General features: G+C 67.1%; 19 protein-coding genes. 10 read left to right on the top strand and 9 right to left on the bottom strand.

Translation table 11 applies throughout. The features are described 5' to 3' along the window. Positions 1 to 2: 2 nt before the first annotated feature. Positions 3 to 413: a ribbon-helix-helix domain-containing protein gene (locus FHT32_RS04190; RefSeq protein WP_176663357.1), complete on the bottom strand. Its 411-nt coding sequence runs from the start codon at positions 411 to 413 to the stop codon at positions 3 to 5. A 70-nt stretch (positions 414 to 483) separates the two neighbouring features. Continuing rightward, on the bottom strand, positions 484 to 1062 hold the full coding sequence (locus tag FHT32_RS04185) for a DJ-1/PfpI family protein (RefSeq protein WP_176663356.1): 579 nt from the start codon (positions 1060 to 1062) through the stop codon (positions 484 to 486). A gap of 371 nt (positions 1063 to 1433) precedes the next feature. Between FHT32_RS04185 and FHT32_RS04180 the strand changes: the two genes are divergently transcribed. After that, a complete protein-coding gene (locus FHT32_RS04180; protein WP_176663355.1) occupies positions 1434 to 1850 on the top strand; it encodes a hypothetical protein in 417 nt (138 codons plus the stop codon). Between the two features lie 31 nt (positions 1851 to 1881). Here the strand turns inward: FHT32_RS04180 and FHT32_RS04175 are convergent, their stop codons facing one another. Continuing rightward, positions 1882 to 2394 carry a DinB family protein gene (locus tag FHT32_RS04175; protein WP_176663354.1) on the bottom strand — a complete coding sequence of 171 codons (513 nt, stop codon included), beginning with the start codon at positions 2392 to 2394 and terminating at the stop codon, positions 1882 to 1884. A 102-nt stretch (positions 2395 to 2496) separates the two neighbouring features. Between FHT32_RS04175 and FHT32_RS04170 the strand changes: the two genes are divergently transcribed. Both FHT32_RS04170 and FHT32_RS04165 read left to right on the top strand, forming a co-directional pair. After that, entirely contained in the window at positions 2497 to 3171 is a 675-nt protein-coding gene (locus FHT32_RS04170) for a TetR/AcrR family transcriptional regulator (RefSeq protein ID WP_176663353.1), read from the top strand. A 47-nt stretch (positions 3172 to 3218) separates the two neighbouring features. Continuing rightward, positions 3219 to 3581 carry a hypothetical protein gene (locus FHT32_RS04165; RefSeq protein ID WP_176663352.1) on the top strand — a complete coding sequence of 121 codons (363 nt, stop codon included), beginning with the start codon at positions 3219 to 3221 and terminating at the stop codon, positions 3579 to 3581. Between the two features lie 21 nt (positions 3582 to 3602). Here the strand turns inward: FHT32_RS04165 and FHT32_RS04160 are convergent, their stop codons facing one another. The 6 genes from FHT32_RS04160 to rtcR form a co-directional block, all read right to left on the bottom strand. Next, positions 3603 to 3833: a hypothetical protein gene (locus tag FHT32_RS04160; RefSeq protein ID WP_176663351.1), complete on the bottom strand. Its 231-nt coding sequence runs from the start codon at positions 3831 to 3833 to the stop codon at positions 3603 to 3605. A 130-nt stretch (positions 3834 to 3963) separates the two neighbouring features. Continuing rightward, on the bottom strand, positions 3964 to 4902 hold the full coding sequence (locus tag FHT32_RS04155) for an ornithine cyclodeaminase family protein (RefSeq protein WP_176663350.1): 939 nt from the start codon (positions 4900 to 4902) through the stop codon (positions 3964 to 3966). 10 nt (positions 4903 to 4912) lie between these two features. Further along, positions 4913 to 5773 carry an alpha/beta hydrolase gene (locus FHT32_RS04150; RefSeq protein ID WP_176663349.1) on the bottom strand — a complete coding sequence of 287 codons (861 nt, stop codon included), beginning with the start codon at positions 5771 to 5773 and terminating at the stop codon, positions 4913 to 4915. Then, entirely contained in the window at positions 5770 to 6348 is a 579-nt protein-coding gene (locus FHT32_RS04145) for an exonuclease (RefSeq protein WP_176663348.1), read from the bottom strand. Before FHT32_RS04145 ends, FHT32_RS04150 begins: the two co-directional genes overlap by 4 nt. A gap of 4 nt (positions 6349 to 6352) precedes the next feature. After that, positions 6353 to 7213 carry a 2'-5' RNA ligase family protein gene (locus FHT32_RS35365; RefSeq protein ID WP_176663347.1) on the bottom strand — a complete coding sequence of 287 codons (861 nt, stop codon included), beginning with the start codon at positions 7211 to 7213 and terminating at the stop codon, positions 6353 to 6355. 16 nt (positions 7214 to 7229) lie between these two features. Continuing rightward, on the bottom strand, positions 7230 to 8834 hold the full coding sequence (rtcR, locus tag FHT32_RS04135) for an RNA repair transcriptional activator RtcR (RefSeq protein WP_176663346.1): 1605 nt from the start codon (positions 8832 to 8834) through the stop codon (positions 7230 to 7232). A 733-nt stretch (positions 8835 to 9567) separates the two neighbouring features. On the opposite strand from rtcR, the gene FHT32_RS04130 reads away from it, so the two are divergent. From FHT32_RS04130 to rtcA, 7 genes are all read left to right on the top strand, one after another. Beyond that, entirely contained in the window at positions 9568 to 10719 is a 1152-nt protein-coding gene (locus FHT32_RS04130) for a slipin family protein (RefSeq protein ID WP_176663345.1), read from the top strand. Between the two features lie 306 nt (positions 10720 to 11025). Continuing rightward, the gene (locus FHT32_RS04125) at positions 11026 to 12255 is read left to right on the top strand and encodes an RtcB family protein (protein WP_176663344.1); all 1230 of its coding nucleotides are present in this window, start codon (positions 11026 to 11028) and stop codon (positions 12253 to 12255) included. Positions 12256 to 12291: 36 nt separating this feature from the next. Further along, positions 12292 to 12831, top strand: a complete 540-nt coding sequence (locus tag FHT32_RS04120) for a hypothetical protein (protein ID WP_176663343.1) — start codon at positions 12292 to 12294, stop codon at positions 12829 to 12831. Positions 12832 to 12836: 5 nt separating this feature from the next. Further along, positions 12837 to 13487, top strand: a complete 651-nt coding sequence (locus tag FHT32_RS04115) for a zinc-ribbon domain containing protein (RefSeq protein ID WP_176663342.1) — start codon at positions 12837 to 12839, stop codon at positions 13485 to 13487. An 8-nt stretch (positions 13488 to 13495) separates the two neighbouring features. Next, complete coding sequence (locus tag FHT32_RS04110) at positions 13496 to 14449, top strand: ribonuclease Z (protein ID WP_256098860.1); 954 nt, start codon at positions 13496 to 13498, stop codon at positions 14447 to 14449. A gap of 29 nt (positions 14450 to 14478) precedes the next feature. After that, positions 14479 to 15333 (top strand): nucleotidyltransferase domain-containing protein, encoded by an 855-nt coding sequence (locus FHT32_RS04105; protein WP_176663340.1) that lies wholly within the window; start codon positions 14479 to 14481, stop codon positions 15331 to 15333. Then, positions 15326 to 16363, top strand: a complete 1038-nt coding sequence (gene rtcA, locus FHT32_RS04100; protein WP_176663339.1) for an RNA 3'-terminal phosphate cyclase — start codon at positions 15326 to 15328, stop codon at positions 16361 to 16363. The genes FHT32_RS04105 and rtcA overlap by 8 nt, the downstream gene beginning before the upstream one ends. The last annotated feature ends 116 nt before the right edge of the window (positions 16364 to 16479 follow it).

The raw sequence follows: 16479 nt of genomic DNA, 5'->3' as shown, positions 1-16479 counted from the left end.
GGCTAAGCCTGCCGCCGCGCTGCCACGTGCAGCGTGTGCACGCGGGCCTGCTCGGGCAGAGGGCCGCCCCAGCCCTCGGGCAGCTCGTGCAGCACCGCTTTCGCGTCGAGCGAGCGGATCGCCACCGAGTTGTCCGCCGGAATCCGTCCCTGCGCCAGCAGCGCCTCGTAGCGCAGGGCGCTCACCCGCAGGAACGAGGCGAAGTTGCCGACCTCGCCGCGCGCGGCCACCAGCTCGTCGTAGAGCCGCTCGATGAGCTGCACCACGACCATGCCGTCGCGTCGCGCGATTTCCTCCAGCACCTGCCAGAACAGGTTCTCCAGCCGGATGCTGGTGACCACGCCGTGCAGCCGCACCGAGCGCGTGCGCGCGTCGTAGCTCTGCGGATCGGCACTGATGAAGACTTCGCACATGGTGGCTGTCTCCTTTGCTTGAAGGAAGGTGGGCGACGCCGCACTGTAGCGCCGCCCGTCCATCCGAAGGTCAATGCGCGATGCGCGTGCCCAGCACCCCGAGGAACTGCGCGAGCCATGCCGGATGCGCGGGCCAAGCGGGCGCGGTGACCAGGTTGCGGTCGGTCACGGCCTGGTCGACCGGAATGTTCATGTACTCGGCGCCTGCGAGTTCCACTTCCACCTGGCAGGCCGGATAGGCCGACACCCTGCGGCCCTTGAGCAGGCCGGTGGCCGCGAGCAGTTGCGCGCCATGGCACACGGCGGCCAGCGGCTTGTCGGCGGCCAGGAAGTGCCGCGCGATCTCCACCACGCGGGTGTTCATGCGCAGGTACTCGGGCGCGCGGCCGCCGGGGATGACGAGTGCGTCGTACGCCTCGGGGCGCACGTCGGCGAAGTTGGCGTTCAGCGTGAAGCGGTGGCCCGGCTTCTCGCTGTAGGTCTGCGCGCCCTCGAAGTCGTGGATGGCGGTGTGGACCCAGTCGCCGGCCTTCTTGTCCGGCGCCACCGCATGGACCGTGTGGCCTACGGCCAGCAGGGTCTGGAAGGGCACCATGGTTTCGTAGTCTTCGGCGTAGTCGCCGCACAGCATCAGGATCTTGCGCGCCATGTCTCTTGTCTCCTTCGAATGGGTTGGAACACGGCCCTGCACGGGAGCGCGCAGGCCGTCGCCGGATTATTCGAAGGGGCGGGGCGCAGCGGGTAGCAGCCGGCTGTGACCGCGGCCCGGTGCGATGCGATGGGCGTCAGATGATCCTCGGGCTCACGCAGCGCGCAAACGCGAAGCGCGTCGGCAGGGCAGTCCAGGCCGTTCGGGCTAACAGAAGTTCGCAGAGGTTGCACGGCGCCTCGAAGAGCCGGGCCGCGCGGCGGGGGCGTCATCGATCTGCCTTTTGCCCTGAATAGCCTCGTTCAGGGTTTTCCCGCATCCCCGGGGAAGCCTCATCGGACCGACCACTCACAGAAAAGACCCGAATCATCATGAAGACCTCCCGACTCGCCCTTGCCGCAGCACTCGCCGTGCTCTCCCTCGCTTCCGCCAACGCCCAGCAGCGCACCCGCGAAGCCGTCGAAGCCGAAGCCGTTGCCGCCGCCCACGCCAAGGACCAGAACGTCACGCGCGGTTCGCGCGGCGCCGATCCGTTCACCTCCACGGCCGATGCCGAAGCCGTGTACAAGCAGGCTGTCGAAACGGCCCATGCGCCCAACCAGAACGTGACGCGCGGCTCGCGTGGCGCGGACCCGTTCACCTCGAGCCGCGACCCGGCGCAGGTCTACCAGGAAGCCATGGCCACCGCCGCGGCGCCTGATCAAAACGTGACCAGCGGCTCGCGCGTCAACAGCAAGGTCGTCTCGACCATGCAGAACCCCGTGCTGAAGTCGGCCCAGGGCAAGTAAGCCGGCTGGCCGTTGCCCGAGGACGCCGCCGCTACTCGTTGCGTGCGCGGCGCCCGGGCTCGGCTTGATGCAGAAAGCCGGTGAAGGTGTCGGGCGGCGACGAGCCCGTGAGCCGGGTCAGGATCCGGCCGATTTCTCCGCGGTGATAGCCCGCATGGGTCGCCACATGGGCCAGCATCTCCTCGCGCGACATCCGGCCCGGCGCTCCATCGGTGAACGTGAAATCGATGTTCTCCACCAGCGCCTGCGGTCCCAGGCGCGCGATGTAGTCGATGTACCAGCGGTCGGTTTCTCGCACGGCTTCGGCCAGCGCTTGCAGCGGCGGTGGCTCTGGCGCGCCCGTCGCGGTTTGGCCGTGCGCCATGCGCTGCAGGTTCGCGACGAAGATGCGGTCGACGATGCACGCGTGGTTGAACACGCGCGCCGCCGTACGGTATTCGTCGGCCGGCCCAGTGGCCGCAAGCTCGGCCAGGCTTGCCAGCAGGCCCTCGTCGGCCCAGGCCTTGTAGCGGAACAGCGAGGCCAGAAGCGTCTGCGTACTCATCACAATCTCCCCTTGAGCGGTTGAACGCACGCCTTGCGTGCCGTCCTATTCTTGAGTGGAGCCTCGAACTTGGGTACTCGCATTCCCCCACAGCGCAGGACCATGCGCAAAGCGCCCCGGCAGCAGCGTTCGCGCGTCACGGTGGACGCCATCGTCGAGGCCGCAACTCGCGTTCTGGCGCGCCGCGGATGGGCCCGCTTCACCACCAACGAGATCGCGGCGGTCGCCGGCGTCAGCGTCGGCTCGCTCTACCAGTACTTCCCGGACAAGCTGGCCATTGCCGAGGCGATCCGGGAGCGCCATCTCCACGAGGTGCTCGCGGCGCTGTCTGGTCCGCAAGAGAAAGAAGAAGATGAAGGCGGCGAAGCCGTCGCGCTCGACCGGCGGGTGGAGCGCTTCGTCGATGGCGTCATCGCCGCCCACTCGGTCGACCAGGCGCTGCATCGCGTGCTGGTCGACGAAGTGCCGCTTGCCGCGCGCTCCAGCTATCCCGAGTTCGAGGCGGAATACCAGCGTCGCTACCGGGCGCTGGTCGCATCGGGCACGGCCACCGGCGAAGGCGACGACGGCACTGAAGACGAGGCGGCCGCTCGCATGCTGTCTTCCGCGGTCGAAGGGGTCGTCCATGCGGCGGCGCGCCGTGGCGACCTGGGCTCGTCCGTGCTCAGGAGCGAACTTGTCAGGCTGGTGCTGGCCTATCTGCGCGATCGCCGGCAGGCAGGCCGAGGGCGCGCCGGCAACCCGCCGGCCGGAGTGGACAGTGCGCCCTGTCCCTGACCACAATGCCCGCCGAGTTTCTTCACTCGTCCTGAAAGGTCGTCGCAATGAAAAAAATGCTCGTGCCGGTTTGCCTGGCCCTGGCTCAGATGATGGTCGTGTCGGTGGCGTCCGCGCAGTCTTCCGGCGAAGCGGACCCCGCACAAGGAAAGGCGCGGCCCACGGCGCCTACCACCAGGGCGGAGCGCGCCGAGGCGCGCAAGGAACGTCGCGTGGACGGCGCCGCGGCCGCACGGGGCCCGCAGATGCAGGAAGGCGAAGTTCGCGCGACCACGGCGCCAAAGCTGTCGAGGGAAGAACGCCGAGCCGCCGCGGCCAAGCGCCGTGCGGCGAACCGCGAGGCGATGAAGGCGGGCCAGCTGTCGCGCGGCGGCAGCAACGACGCGCCGGAAAAGCAGAAGAAGCCCTGAGGAACGACCGCCGAAGGGTTCTCAGGCGTAGGCCTTGGCCGACCGAAGCTGCAGCAGGGCCAGCATCCGCGCCTCCTCCGCATCGCGCAGGCTCTTGGCGGCGCGGCTGGCGGCGTACGTCACGTAGAGCGTGTCGACGGCCTTCTGCCAGCACTGGATCGTCTGATAGGCGCTGTCGGCATCGCCCGGCCGGGCCGGCACGGCGTAGCCGGCCTTGCGCAGGATGTTGGCTTTGTGTTCGGTGCTGAGCATGTGGCGACCCCCCGAGTCGATGGTGTCAGGTGCCACGGTACGCGCGATGCGCCCTGTGCGCTATTGGCTACACGACGTATCCAGATGTAGGAAAACCCGCTCCGGAGGGATTCAAACTAGGCCATAAGGATTAGTCGATGTCGCTCGACTGCCACACCAGCGTGGCGGCGGTCAGGTCCTCCAGGGCGCTCCCGACGGCCTTGAATACCGTGCGCGCGGGCTCGTTCGGTCGGCCGGGCTGTTCCGGGCGGCATAGCGTGGCGAGCGTGCCCCGGACATCCTCGGCACGCAGCGTGCCGGCAGCCATCGCGTCGAGCAGGTCGCCGGATTTCTGCAGTGCCTCTTCGGTGTCGATACAGACGTGCGCGCTCGCGAAGCAGTGCACGTCGGCCTCGCGCATGGCGGGGGTGAAGCTGCCGATCAGGTCCAGGTGCGAGCCCGGTGCCAGCCATTCACCGCGCACCAGCGGCGCGGTGGCCAGCGTGGCGCAGCTCACGATGTCGGCCTCCCGCACGGCGGCTTCCAGGTCGGTGGCCGCCCGGGCGTTCCAGCCCTCGGCGCGCCATTGCGCCGCCAGGGCCTCCGCGCCTTCCGGCCGATGGTTCCACACCCACAGTTCGTCGATGGGGCGCACGCTCGCGTGCGCCGCGGGCAGCATGCGCGCGATGCGTCCGGTGCCCAGCACCAGCAGCCTGCGCGAATCCGGCCGCGCCAGGAAGGACGCGCCCAGCGCCGAGGCCGCCGCCGTGCGGCGAGCGGTGATCTCGTTGCCGTCCATCATCGCCAGCGGCACGCCGGTGCGGGCGTCGTACAGCACATAGGTCGCATGCAGGCCGGGCAGGCCCTGCGCGCTGTTGCCGGGAAAGATGTTGATGGTCTTGATGCCCAGGAAGCCCGCGTCGCTCCAGGCCGGCATGATGAGCACGGTGCCCTTGCTCCCGTCGGCTTCGATGGCGTGCACATGGCGCGGCGGCACCTGGGCTCCGGCCGCGAAGGCCGCGCGCAGCGCGGGCACCAGCCGATCGAAACCCAGCGGCGCGCGGGTGGCGGCTTCGTCGAAATGCTTCATGGCTGTGTCGTCACTGCTGCATCGGATGCTGCGCCGACTCGAAGAACTCGGTCAGCGCCTTGCGGTAGGCGGCGCCGTAGCGCAGCGCCGTCATCGGCTCGAGGTGCGCCGCGCCCGGCACTTCGATCAGCCGCTTGGGCTCGCGTGCATCGGCCAGCAGGCGCTTCGAATGCGCGAGCGGGATCACCTGGTCGGCCGTGCCGTGGATCAGCAGCAGCGGAATGGGCGACACGGCAGCGACGTACCTCGACGCCGCGTACTCGTCGCTCACCAGAAGGCCGGCGCCCTTGAGCTTGTCGTTGGCGATCGACGAATAGGAATAGAAGGTCGACTCGATGGCCGCCGCCTTCACGCCCGCGCGGTTGCCCGCGCCCATCACCGCGATGGCGTTCGTGCCGCCCAGGCTCTGGCCGAAGACGAACAGCCGCTCGGGGTCGATGTCGCCGCGCGAGCGCACGTAGTTCAGCGCGGCGTTGGAGTCCTCGAACACGCCCTTGGGCTCCGGCTTTCCTTCGGACTGGCCGTAGCCGCGGTAGTCGAAGACGAACACGTTGTAGTCGCGCTTGGGCAGCCAGGCCACGAAGCGCCAGTGCGTGCTCATGTTCTGCGCGTTGCCGTGAAAGTGCACCACCGTGCCCTTGGCTTCCTTCGGGTTCTGGCGGTTCTCCGCCGGCAGGAACCAGCCGCTCAGGCGCGTGCCGTCGGCACTGGTGAACTGCACGCTCTCGTAGCGCATGCCCAGTGCGTCGGGCGTCTCGTAGCGCACGTTGTCGGGGTAATAGAACATCGACTGCACGCAGCCGCCGAGCACGAACGGCAGCGTGCACATCGCCAGTCGTCCGAGCCAGCGCCGCACAGCGCCGCCCTTCATGCGGGCTTCCCGCTGGCGACTGCCGCGCGGTTTTCCGCGAGCATGTTGCAGAAGAGCGCGCCTTGCTCGATGGCGTCGTCCAGCGCCACGTGCGAGTGCGGCAGGCCGGCGTCGAACCAGCGGCGCGGCATCGCGCGCTTGGTGCTGTCGCGGTAGTCGAGCCTGAGCATCGCCATCGCGAACGACTTCACGTCGAGCGCCGAGTGGCTGAACGGGCTCTCGCCCGCGAAGCGCATCAGGTACCAGTAGACGAACAGGAAGTCGAAGCCCGCCGGATACGCGACGAACACCGGCCGCGCATGCAGGCCCTTGAGCCAGCTCACGTAGCTCTTCATGGCGTGGGCCGGCTCCTGCAGGTCGGCGCGGCATGCGGCCCAGGCCTCGGGCTGGGTCTTCCACCACGCGGCGGTCTTGGGGTCGGGCTCCGCGCCGGGCAGCGTGTGCAGGTTGGCGCTGAAGGTGGAAACGAGCTGCTTGTCGGCCGTGTAGGCGGCCGAGCCGAAGCTGAGCATCGAGTTCGGGCCGGGAATGGGGCCGTCGGATTCGACGTCGGTGCTTATGTAGATTTCTGGCATGGGTTCAATCGATTTCGAGGATGGACCCGACCGAGCGTTGGAGTTCTTCTATCAGTTCGGGGTCCATGTATTTGTATTCGTCGGGAATGTCGAGCACGTGGACGGGCTTGTGCGCCAGCATCCGCGAGAACTCGGCCGCGAGCCGCGACTTGTGCTTCTCTTCCATCACCAGGATCACGTCGGCCCATTCGATGTCGTCGACGGAGACCCGGTGCCGCGCATTCGGACTGGTGCCGGCGGAGCGCGCGGAGACCAGCGGATGCCGGCGCCAGAGCTGCTCCGCCGTCGGGCTGCGCCATTGGTTGCGACTGCAGATGAAGAGGACGTTGCGCATGGGGCGTTCGGGGGCTTGAGGCAGCTGGAAGACGTGCATGTCGCGCCAGTTGCCCGATGAGTTCTCCATCAGCGTGACTTCCGTGCATGCCGCGCGCACGGTGGCTGATGCGACGAGGCGCGACTGGAGCTCGATGGCGGCCGCGCCCGCGTCGGCCGCACTGCCGTGCGCCACCGTCAGGTGCGGGACGACGCCCTCGTGCTCGCCGCCGTAAGGAGGGAAGCCGGGAAATGCCTCCGCCAGCGCCAGAGTCATCTCGATGAAGGGCGCGGCGGGCTCCGGCGCAAGGTAGGCGGTTTCGGGAAAGCGTCCGACCTCGCGCAGGGTGAAGTCGAATGCCGGCGTCCTGCCCAGTGCCTGCTGCGCGCGTTGCAGCACGTCGGCGCTGATCAGCGAGGGGTCCATGAAGGGAACGAGCACCGTGATGTGCGCCGGCACTCCCTGTGCCGCCGTCGCGTCGTAGCGATGCCGCAGGTCTGCGACCAGGGGCTCGGCTGCGGGGACTTTCACGGCGAATGCGGAGATGGCCATCGCGGCGGAGGATAGCTCAGGCGTTCGCGATCCGGCCCCATTCCAGGCCATGCTTGGCGAGGTACTTGCGCAGCCGGTCGGCGTCGTTCACCACGCTGCGTTGTGCGCGCGAAGCCTGGAAGAGCTGGCGGCCCGCGTCCGAGAGGCTGCGCGACTGACGGCAGACCCGCACCACCGCTTCGAGCTGCAGGCGATCGAACAGGTCGAGCGCGGCGCTGCGTTCTTCGCCGAGCAGGGCATCGAGGTCCACGCCTTCGCCAGCGGGCGGTGCGGCGCCCGCGTGCTTCCACAGCCAGCGCAGCCGTGCGATCTCGGCCTCCACCAGCGCGACCGGAATGCGCCCGCCGTCGGCCAATGTGGCCAGCCGCGTCACGCTGGCCGAGAGGTCGCGGAAGTTGCCGCTCCAGATCGCCTCGCCGCTTTGCGCGAAGCGCAGGTAGGCGGCACGTGCCTCGGCGTTGAAGCGCACCACGCGGTTGTTCTCGGCGGCGTGGAGGGCCAGCAGGTGGTCGACGTTGGGCTCGATGTCCTCCGGCCGCTGCGCGAGGCCGGGCAGGTCGTAGGTCCAGAGGTTGATGCGCGCGAAGAGGTCTTCGCGGAAGCGGCCCTGAGCGACGTCGCTGCGCAGGTCGCGGTTGGTGCCGGCGATCAGCTGGAAGTCGCTTTCCACTTCCTTGTCGGCGCCCACGGGGAAGAAGCGCTTCTCCTCGATCGCCTTCAGCAGCATCGCTTGCTCGTCGAGGCCGAGTTCGCCGATCTCGTCGAGGAAGAGTGCGCCCTGGTGCGCGGTGCGCAGCAGGCCCGCGCGGTCGGCGGCGGCGCCGGTGAAGGAGCCCTTCTTGTGGCCGAAGAGCGTCGATGCAGCCCCGTCGCCGCGTAGCGTCGCGCAGTTCACTTCGACGAAGGGCCCGGTCATCTGGTGGCGCGACTGCTTCAGCTCGAACATGCGCCGCGCCAGGAAGGACTTGCCCGCGCCCGTCGGCCCCACCAGCAGGATGGGCGCGCGCGAGCGCACCGCCACGCGCTCGATCTCGTCGATCAGCGCGTTGAAGCGCGCGTTGCGCGTGGCGATGCCGCTCTTGAGGAAGGCGACCGCGTCGCGCTGCTCCGCGTCGAAGCGCCGCGCGATCACGTCGTAGCGCGAGAGGTCGAGATCGATCAGCGTGCACTTGCCGGCTTCGCCCTCGCGCTGCTTCTTCGGCGGCGACGTCTGCGCGAGCACGCCGGGCACCACGCGCGATTCGGACAGCAGGAACATGCAGATCTGCGCGACGTGCGTGCCGGTGGTGATGTGCGTCCAGTACTGCTCGCGCTCGGTGTCGAAGCTGTAGCCGCGCGCCCAGTCGTACAGGCGCGTGTAGACCTCGCCGAAGTCCCACGGGTCGGCGAGGTCGAGCTGTACGAGGTTGACCGTGGTTTCGGGCGAGACGGTGGCGATGTCGGCCTTCACCACCTCGGCCAGCGCCTTGTGCCGCGGCGTATAGAGCAGCTCCATGCGCGAGACGACCATGTCCTCGTGCTGCGCGAGCGAGACGGTGGGGCGCCACTTGTTCCAGCGGCCGGCGCCCTGGCCGGCGTCGAGCTGGGTGCCGAGGAAGCCGATGACGACGATGGGCTTCATGAATAAAAAGCTAGCTGAATTTATAGAAATTTTCTGAATGCTAGCAGATTGAACAAGGCGCGAGTCGAGCGAGGAAAAAGAATTTATCTATTCATATCAATGGCTTGCATGAGTTTCGAGCGCTTTTTTGCTTCTCTTCCCGTCGCCTGGCACGCTGGCTGCAATAGACAACCCGTCGGATGCAGTTCATCCGCTCGCAGGTGCCGCGTGAAAGCGGCCCGGTGCCGCAGGCCAGATCCTGTCTTGGGCTCGCGGTATGCCGCTGTTGAACTGGCTGGCAACTGAACTTGATTCAGTTCTGCTCATGGTTGAGCACCGTGCTAACCACACGGCGTTGTGGGTTCGATTCCCGCGAAAAACCCTGGCGGTGCTCGCACCGCCATCTGATGGGGCGAAAGCCCCCCGCCCCGGCACACCGGAGCGATGGCGCAGGGCTCGAACCCTGCGGCGCGCGACACCGTGCCAAGCGCAGGCGGCTTGCGCACCGCGTGCGTGGCAAGGAACTGCGTGTGGCCATCGACGGCGAGGGAAGTGACGGCGTTGCGCATGCAACGAGGGAGGCACTGATCGGACCGCGCGACCGCTGCATGTCAGGCCTTGGCTGCCGCAGTGTCCGCCGCCTGCCCTTCGAGGGCCTCGATTGATTGATGAAGTGATGACCGATTGACTGGCTGAGCGAACGAAGGAACGAACCGAACGAACAGCCGGACCGAACAACAGAGGAGAAGAAAAAATGCTGGGTTTCAACCAATACACCATCAAGAAGAACGAACGCGCGCTGCTGCTGCGAAACGGCGATTTCGAGCGGTTACTCGGCCCGGGAAAGCACCGCGTGTTCGCGGGCTTCGATGCCGTCCAGCTGCAGCGCTTCTCGCTTGCCGAGCCGGTGTTCGAGCATGAGCTGGCCGACTACTTCCTGGCGCGCGAGCCCGAGCTGGTCGAGCGCGAGTTCGTGCAGGTGGCGCTGGGCGAGACCCAGGTCGGCCTGCGCCATGAAGACGGCGTGCTCGTGCAGATCCTGCCGCCCGCGACGCGAAAGCTGTATTGGCGCGGCCTGCGCGAGCAGCGCATCGATGTGATCGACCTGGCCGCAGATGCGCGCCTGCCGGCCGAGTTGCTGGCAAAGCTGCAGAGCGTGGCGCTGCGTCCGCGTGCGGTGCAGGGGCTCGAAGGCGTACTGCTGGTGCAGGTGCCGGAGTTCCATGCCGGCGTGTTGACGCTCGAAGGACAGATGCAGGCCTTGCTGCCGCCGGGGAACCACGGTTTCTGGCGCTTCAATCGCCAAGTGGCAGTGAGCTGCGTGGATTTGCGCTCGCAGATCGCCGAAGTGAGCGGGCAGGAAATACTGACCCGCGACAAGGTGGGCCTGCGTTTGAACATGTCGGCGGTGTGGCGCTTCACCGATGTGCGCCAGGCCATGGCGCAGATGCCCAAGCCCGCCGAGCATGTGTATCGCGAGCTGCAGTTCGGTCTGCGTGCCGCGGTCGGCGAACAGACGCTCGATGCCCTGTTGGAAAACAAGGCGGCGATCGACCAGACGGTGCTGGCGCAGGTGCGCGAGCGACTGGAAGGCACTGGCATCGCGCTGGAGAGCGTGGGCGTGAAGGACATCATCCTGCCGGGCGAGATGAAGACCATCCTCGCCCAGGTGGTGGAGGCCGAGAAGTCGGCCCAGGCCAACGTGATCCGTCGCCGCGAGGAAACCGCGGCCACGCGTTCGCTGCTGAACACCGCCAAGGTGATGGAGGGCAACCCCGTCGCATTGCGGATGAAGGAACTCGAAACGCTGGAACGCGTGGCCGAGCGGATCGACAAGATCTCGGTGGTCGGCGGTCTGGACCAGGTGCTCAACGGGCTGGTGACGCTGCGGCCGAACGGCTCCTGAGCGACGGGAAGAAAGGGATACGGGCACGCAGGCACAGAAGGGAGCGCCACTGCCAAAAATGTTGATATTGCCGGCAGCCTGGGTAAGACCAGGTACGGCGGGCAAGTCGGTCGACGAGCAAGGTTGAGGATGCAGGTGCTGGCTCCGATGACGGGTCTGTCACTGGCGCGCGTTTCCAATCGTCGACTGGGCCGCTGGATTGAAACACCGCGGTCGCCGTATTGATGCGGGTTCGAATCCCGCCGTGTCCACCAGACGTTCGTGAAGAATGAATGGATAGATAGCCAAAGAGAGAGAGAAAGAAAAATGGAACAGAGCAAGAACTACAACCTGCACGAAGTCGCCAACGGCGTTCCCGTGAAGATGTGGACCCGCGGCGTGCCCGTGGAGGACGAGGCGCAGAAGCAGCTCGAGAACGCAGCCCGCCTGCCCATCGTGTTCAAGCACATCGCGGCCATGCCCGACGTGCACTACGGCATCGGCGCGACGGTGGGCTCGGTGATCCCGACCTTCAAGGCCATCATCCCGGCCGCGGTGGGCGTGGACATCGGCTGCGGAATGATGGCGTGCAAGACCACGCTGCATGCCAACGATCTGCCCGACAACCTGGCGCCGCTGCGCTCGGCGATCGAGAAGGCCGTGCCGCACGGATCCAACCCCAAGCGCATGGGCCGCGACAAGGGCTCGTGGGAGACCCCTCCCAACGAGACCGACGTGGCCTGGGCCGGGCTGGTGGACGAGTTCGACGCGATCTGCGAGGACTACCCGCGCCTGAAGAACACCAACAACCACAAGCACCTGGGAACGCTGGGTACGGGCAACCACTTCATCGAGGTGTGCCTGGACGAAGCCGGCTCCGTGTGGTTCATGCTGCACTCGGGTTCGCGCGGCGTGGGCAATGCCATCGGCACGCACTTCATCGAACTCGCGAAGAAGGATGCCGAGCAGCACCAGCGCAACCTGCCCGACCAGGACCTGGCGTACTTCGAAGAGGGCGCCAAGTACTTCGGCGACTACGTGCGCGCGGTGGGCTGGGCCCAGAAGTTCGCGCGAGCGAACCGCGAAGTGATGATGCAGCGCGTGGTCGCGGCCGCGCGCAAGGTCATCACCAAGCCCTTCGAGGCGCACGTGGAAGCGGTGAACTGCCACCACAACTACGTGAGCCGCGAGACGCACTTCGGTGAAGACGTGCTCGTGACCCGCAAGGGCGCGGTGAGCGCCAAGGCCGGCGAGCTGGGGATCATTCCCGGAAGCATGGGCGCCAAGAGCTACATCGTGCGCGGAAAGGGCAACCCCGAGAGCTTCATGAGCTGCAGCCACGGCGCCGGTCGAAAGATGAGCCGTACCAAGGCGAAGAAGCTCTACACGGTGGCCGACCAGATCGCCGCGACCGAAGGCGTGGAATGCCGAAAGGACGCCGACGTGATCGACGAGATCCCGATGGCCTACAAGGACATCGACGCGGTGATGGATGCGCAGAAGGACCTGGTGGAGGTGGTCTACACGCTCAAGCAGGTCGTATGCGTGAAGGGATAGCCGGCCGTCCATCGAGGCCGGCGCAGGAGGGCCAAGATGAAGATCGATCACAGGTGCACTCGACAAACTGAAGCTGAACTGAAGCGTCGGGAGCTGGCGTTGCAAGAGGCCTTCACGCAACGCGGACGTTCCGTATCGGCATGGACTGCCTGGAAGGTGGCAGCCGAACGCTTTCGCAGCTATGAGAGCCCTGTGTTCGAGTTGTGGAGTGATGAGGCGCGGGAAGGGGTTCTCCAAGGCAAGGGAGCATGGCGCGAATCGGCCATTCTTTACATCGAAATGGGGCCGCGGTTTTTCCGATCCGGCTACCTGCGCGATCGACTGTGCCATCTGCTGAAGCAGAGCGATCTATCCGAACAGGAACGCAGCAGCGTGTTGAGGAGTCTGTTGACGTCGTTGACACGCAGGCCTTCTACAGGACGGTTTTGTCACGATTGCCGGCTTGCTGTTCGATGGGCGGACGATGAGTTCGCCGCTCGCGTTCGCGAGATCTCGACCCGCAAGGATCGTTGGACTGGGGGTCGAGCACGACGGATGTTGCATGCCATCGAGCAAGACAAGATAAAGCGAGGCTGAGAGTCATGAAGAGCAACAAGCAACGCCGCGCCGAAATCAAGGCGCGTCGCCTCGAGCGCGCCGCAGCATCGGCCGCGCGCCTGCGTGCGAAGGATGTCCGCCTGCCGCAGCCCGATTTCGGATTCGCGCTCGGTTGCGTGCCGGCTGATCGGTTCGTCCTGGCGCAATACAACAACACCTATGGTGTGCTGCCTGCGTTTTATGTAGCCCGCCCCTTCACCTGCCGCGACTGCGGCGCCGAGGAGCTGTGGACGGCCGAGCAGCAGAAGTGGTGGTACGAGGTCGTGCACGGACATATCGATAGCCGAGCCGTTCGATGCCTGGCATGTCGTCGTGCGCGGCGGGAGCATCTGCGGAATACAGGGCCGGGTGCGAACCTCCTGGGCGAGCAGACAGATCGTCTTCGCGCGTTGGGTGCAACGAAGCCGAATGCACGAGCCGTGGCCGAAGTCGAGGCCGCGCTCGAAAGCAAATGGTGGAGCCTGCGCGTCGTGGCGATCCAGACCATGGCGCGATGGGGCGGCGAATCCAACCTCGCGAAGCTGCATGAACTGATGACGGCCCGCCCCGCAGGCGGTCGCCGATACTTTGCCTGGGAGCGCGTTGCCGCGGATGCGGCGAAGAGTGCGCTGATGAACAGGGAGCGATGGCCTTGACGACGATGATGAAACTGACTTTCCTGGGGACCTCTTCCGGCACCCCCACGCGCCACCGCAACGTCTCCGGTCTCGCGGTGCAGACGGTGCTCGGCGCCGACTGGTTCCTGGTCGATTGCGGCGAAGGCACGCAGCATCGCGTGCTGCAAACGCCGCTGTCGCTGAACGACCTGGCTGCCGTCTGCATCACGCATGTGCACGGCGACCATTGCTATGGGCTGCCGGGGCTGCTCGCGAGCGCGGGCATGGGCAAGCGCACCAAGCCGCTGAAGCTGATCGCACCGCTGCCGGTGTGGCAGTGGTTCGAGGCCACGCGCACGCTGACGGACCTGCATCTGCCCTACGAAGTCGAGCATGTGGATCTCGATGCGCAGCAACTGGTGTACGAGGCGCCCGGCGTGCGCATCGAGCGCCACGCGCTGCTGCATCGCGTGCCCAGCCATGCCTACCGCGTGCAGGTCGAGACGCGGCGCGTGCGGCTGAAGGCGGATGCGCTGCGTGCGGTCGGCCTACCTCCCGGCCCTGCGTGGCGTGCATTGCAGAGCGGTGAAGACGTGTCCTTCAATGGCGACGTGCTGCGCAGCGCCGACTTCACCGAGACGCAGGTCGACACGGCCAGCGTGCTCGTCGGCGGCGACAACGCAGAGCCCGCGTTGCTGCGCGATGCCTGCCAGGGCGTGCAGTTGCTGGTGCACGAAGCCACCTTCACGCAAGACGCGCTCGACAAGGTCGGCCCCGGCCCGATGCACAGTTCGGCGCGCCTGCTGGCCGAGTTTGCGCAGTCGGTCGAAATGCCGAACCTGATCCTCACGCACTTCAGCGCGCGTCACCAGAACGAGCAAGGCATGGCGGCGCTGATGGCCGAGACGCAGGCGCACTACCGCGGGAATGCGTTCCTGGCCAACGACCTGGACGTCTACGAGCTCGACAGTGCCGGCGAGGTGACTGTCACGCGGGCCTGACGAGAGAAAAGAAGAAAGAAGAACCGAAGATGAGTACCGAAGAAGAATTCCTGCGCTCCGCCCACCCGATCGAGCCCGCCATGCGCGCGCAGATCATGGAGGCTCTGCGCGACATCGAGGCGAAGCACGACGTGACCGTGCTCTTCGCCTGCGAATCCGGCAGCCGCGGCTGGGGCTTTGCCTCGCCCGATAGCGACTACGACGTGCGCTTCATCTACGTGAATCGCCTGCCGTGGTATCTCACGGTGATGCCGCGCCGCGACGTGATCGAGGTGCCGATCAGCGGCGACCTCGACATCAACGGCTGGGACCTGCGCAAGGCCCTGGGCCTGATGCGCGAGTCGAACCCGACGCTGCTCGAATGGCTGCGCTCGCCCGTCGTGTACCGCGACGACGCGACCGCGATGCCGCGCTTTCGCGAACTGTCGGAGACGGTGTTCTCCAACGCACGCGCCTGGCATCACTACGCCTCGATGGCGAAGAAGAACTTCCGCGAGCACCTGCAGGCCGACGAGGTGCGCTACAAGAAGTACCTCTACGTGCTGCGTCCGCTGCTGGCCGCGCGCTGGATCCGCACGCAGCCCGGCGTGCCGCCGATGCGCTTCGCCGAACTGGCGCAGCGCACGCTCGACCCGGTGCGCGACGCCGCGCTGATCGCCGAGATCAACGCGCTGCTCGAGGTGAAGATGCGCGCCGGCGAGGCCGCGACCAGTCCGCGTTGGAGCGGCATCCATGCGTTCATCGAATCCGAGCTGGCGGCCAACGCGGCGGAGCAGGTGACGCCGCTGCCGCGCGCCGAGGAGGCAGGACTCGATGCGTTCCTCTACGAGACCGTGCTGCGTTTCGAGCAGCAGAAGAAGCAGGAGGAGGCCCCGCATGGTTGAACTCGACGGCTCCCAGGGCGAGGGCGGCGGCCAGATCCTGCGCACCAGCCTCGCGCTGTCGATGGTCACGGGCCAGCCGATGGCCATCGAGAAGATCCGCGCAGGCCGTGCCAAGCCGGGCCTGATGCGACAGCACCTCGCCTGCGTGAACGCGGCCGCTGCCATCAGCGGCGCGGAAGTCGATGGTGCCGAGCTCGGTTCGCAGTCGCTGCGTTTCGTGCCCGGCCCGGTGCGCGCGGGCGAGTACCGCTTCGCGATCTCGGGCGCGGGCAGCTGCATGCTGGTGCTGCAGACGGTGCTGCCGCCGCTGCTGCTCGCCGGTTCGCAGAGCCGCGTGCACCTGAGCGGCGGCACGCACAACCCGATGGCGCCGCCGTTCCATTTCCTGGAGCGTGCGTTTGCCCCGCTGGTGCGCCGACTGGGTGCCGATCTGCAGCTGACGCTGCGCCGCTGCGGCTTCTATCCGGCCGGTGGTGGCGAGGTCGAGGTGGTCATCGTGCCGGCAGCCGGTGCGCTGCAGCCCTTCGACCTGATGACGCGCGGTGCGCACCAGTCGAACTACGCCGAATGCCTGGCGCCCGGCATTCCGCGCCATGTGCCGACGCGCGAGCTCGAAACGCTGGGTGGCGCGATGGGCTGGTCGGGCGAGCAGCTGCGCTTCGGCTCGGTGCGCCAGAACGAAGGTCCGGGCAATGCGCTGCTTGCCACGCTGGCCTACGAGCACGTAACCGAGGTGTTCACCGCCTTCGGCGAGAAGTCGCTGAGCGCCGAGCAGGTAGCGCACGGGCTGGTGAAGGAGCTGCGCTCGTTCCAGAAGAGCGAGGCGGCCGTGGGACCGCATCTGGCCGTCCAGCTGGCGCTGCTGCTGGCGCTCGCGGCGTGGCAGGGCAGGAAGGAATGCGCCTTCACCTGCAGCGAGGTGACCGAGCACACGCGCACCAACTGCGCGGTGATCGAGCGCTTCCTGCCGGTGCGCTTCTCGATCGCCGAGAGCCGCCAGGCCTGCACGGTGCGAGTCGCGCCGGCCTGAGGCGAGTGCGAGGCCGGTGTCCGCGGCTGGCGGAAAACTCCTTTCCGTTTTCCGCCATTGAACGGCGGGCGAGCCGGCGTATCGTGGTGGCCCGGCACGGGCCGGGGGCGGACAGA

Source organism: Variovorax sp. SG517 (genome assembly GCF_013376045.1).
Lineage (GTDB): Bacteria > Pseudomonadota > Gammaproteobacteria > Burkholderiales > Burkholderiaceae_C > Variovorax.
This window is presented reverse-complemented; position numbering and strand designations above follow the sequence as displayed.

Excerpts from the sequence above, each read along its gene's own strand:
- FHT32_RS04190 (WP_176663357.1), bottom strand. The coding sequence starts at position 413 with ATGTGCGAAGTCTTCATCAGTGCCGATCCGCAGAGCTACGACGCGCGC.
- FHT32_RS04185 (WP_176663356.1), bottom strand. The coding sequence starts at position 1,062 with ATGGCGCGCAAGATCCTGATGCTGTGCGGCGACTACGCCGAAGACTAC.
- FHT32_RS04180 (WP_176663355.1), top strand. The coding sequence starts at position 1,434 with ATGAAGACCTCCCGACTCGCCCTTGCCGCAGCACTCGCCGTGCTCTCC.
- FHT32_RS04175 (WP_176663354.1), bottom strand. The coding sequence starts at position 2,394 with ATGAGTACGCAGACGCTTCTGGCCTCGCTGTTCCGCTACAAGGCCTGG.
- FHT32_RS04170 (WP_176663353.1), top strand. The coding sequence starts at position 2,497 with ATGCGCAAAGCGCCCCGGCAGCAGCGTTCGCGCGTCACGGTGGACGCC.
- FHT32_RS04165 (WP_176663352.1), top strand. The coding sequence starts at position 3,219 with ATGAAAAAAATGCTCGTGCCGGTTTGCCTGGCCCTGGCTCAGATGATG.
- FHT32_RS04160 (WP_176663351.1), bottom strand. The coding sequence starts at position 3,833 with ATGCTCAGCACCGAACACAAAGCCAACATCCTGCGCAAGGCCGGCTAC.
- FHT32_RS04155 (WP_176663350.1), bottom strand. The coding sequence starts at position 4,902 with ATGAAGCATTTCGACGAAGCCGCCACCCGCGCGCCGCTGGGTTTCGAT.
- FHT32_RS04150 (WP_176663349.1), bottom strand. The coding sequence starts at position 5,773 with ATGAAGGGCGGCGCTGTGCGGCGCTGGCTCGGACGACTGGCGATGTGC.
- FHT32_RS04145 (WP_176663348.1), bottom strand. The coding sequence starts at position 6,348 with ATGCCAGAAATCTACATAAGCACCGACGTCGAATCCGACGGCCCCATT.
- FHT32_RS35365 (WP_176663347.1), bottom strand. The coding sequence starts at position 7,213 with ATGGCCATCTCCGCATTCGCCGTGAAAGTCCCCGCAGCCGAGCCCCTG.
- rtcR (WP_176663346.1), bottom strand. The coding sequence starts at position 8,834 with ATGAAGCCCATCGTCGTCATCGGCTTCCTCGGCACCCAGCTCGACGCC.
- FHT32_RS04130 (WP_176663345.1), top strand. The coding sequence starts at position 9,568 with ATGCTGGGTTTCAACCAATACACCATCAAGAAGAACGAACGCGCGCTG.
- FHT32_RS04125 (WP_176663344.1), top strand. The coding sequence starts at position 11,026 with ATGGAACAGAGCAAGAACTACAACCTGCACGAAGTCGCCAACGGCGTT.
- FHT32_RS04120 (WP_176663343.1), top strand. The coding sequence starts at position 12,292 with ATGAAGATCGATCACAGGTGCACTCGACAAACTGAAGCTGAACTGAAG.
- FHT32_RS04115 (WP_176663342.1), top strand. The coding sequence starts at position 12,837 with ATGAAGAGCAACAAGCAACGCCGCGCCGAAATCAAGGCGCGTCGCCTC.
- FHT32_RS04110 (WP_256098860.1), top strand. The coding sequence starts at position 13,496 with ATGAAACTGACTTTCCTGGGGACCTCTTCCGGCACCCCCACGCGCCAC.
- FHT32_RS04105 (WP_176663340.1), top strand. The coding sequence starts at position 14,479 with ATGAGTACCGAAGAAGAATTCCTGCGCTCCGCCCACCCGATCGAGCCC.
- rtcA (WP_176663339.1), top strand. The coding sequence starts at position 15,326 with ATGGTTGAACTCGACGGCTCCCAGGGCGAGGGCGGCGGCCAGATCCTG.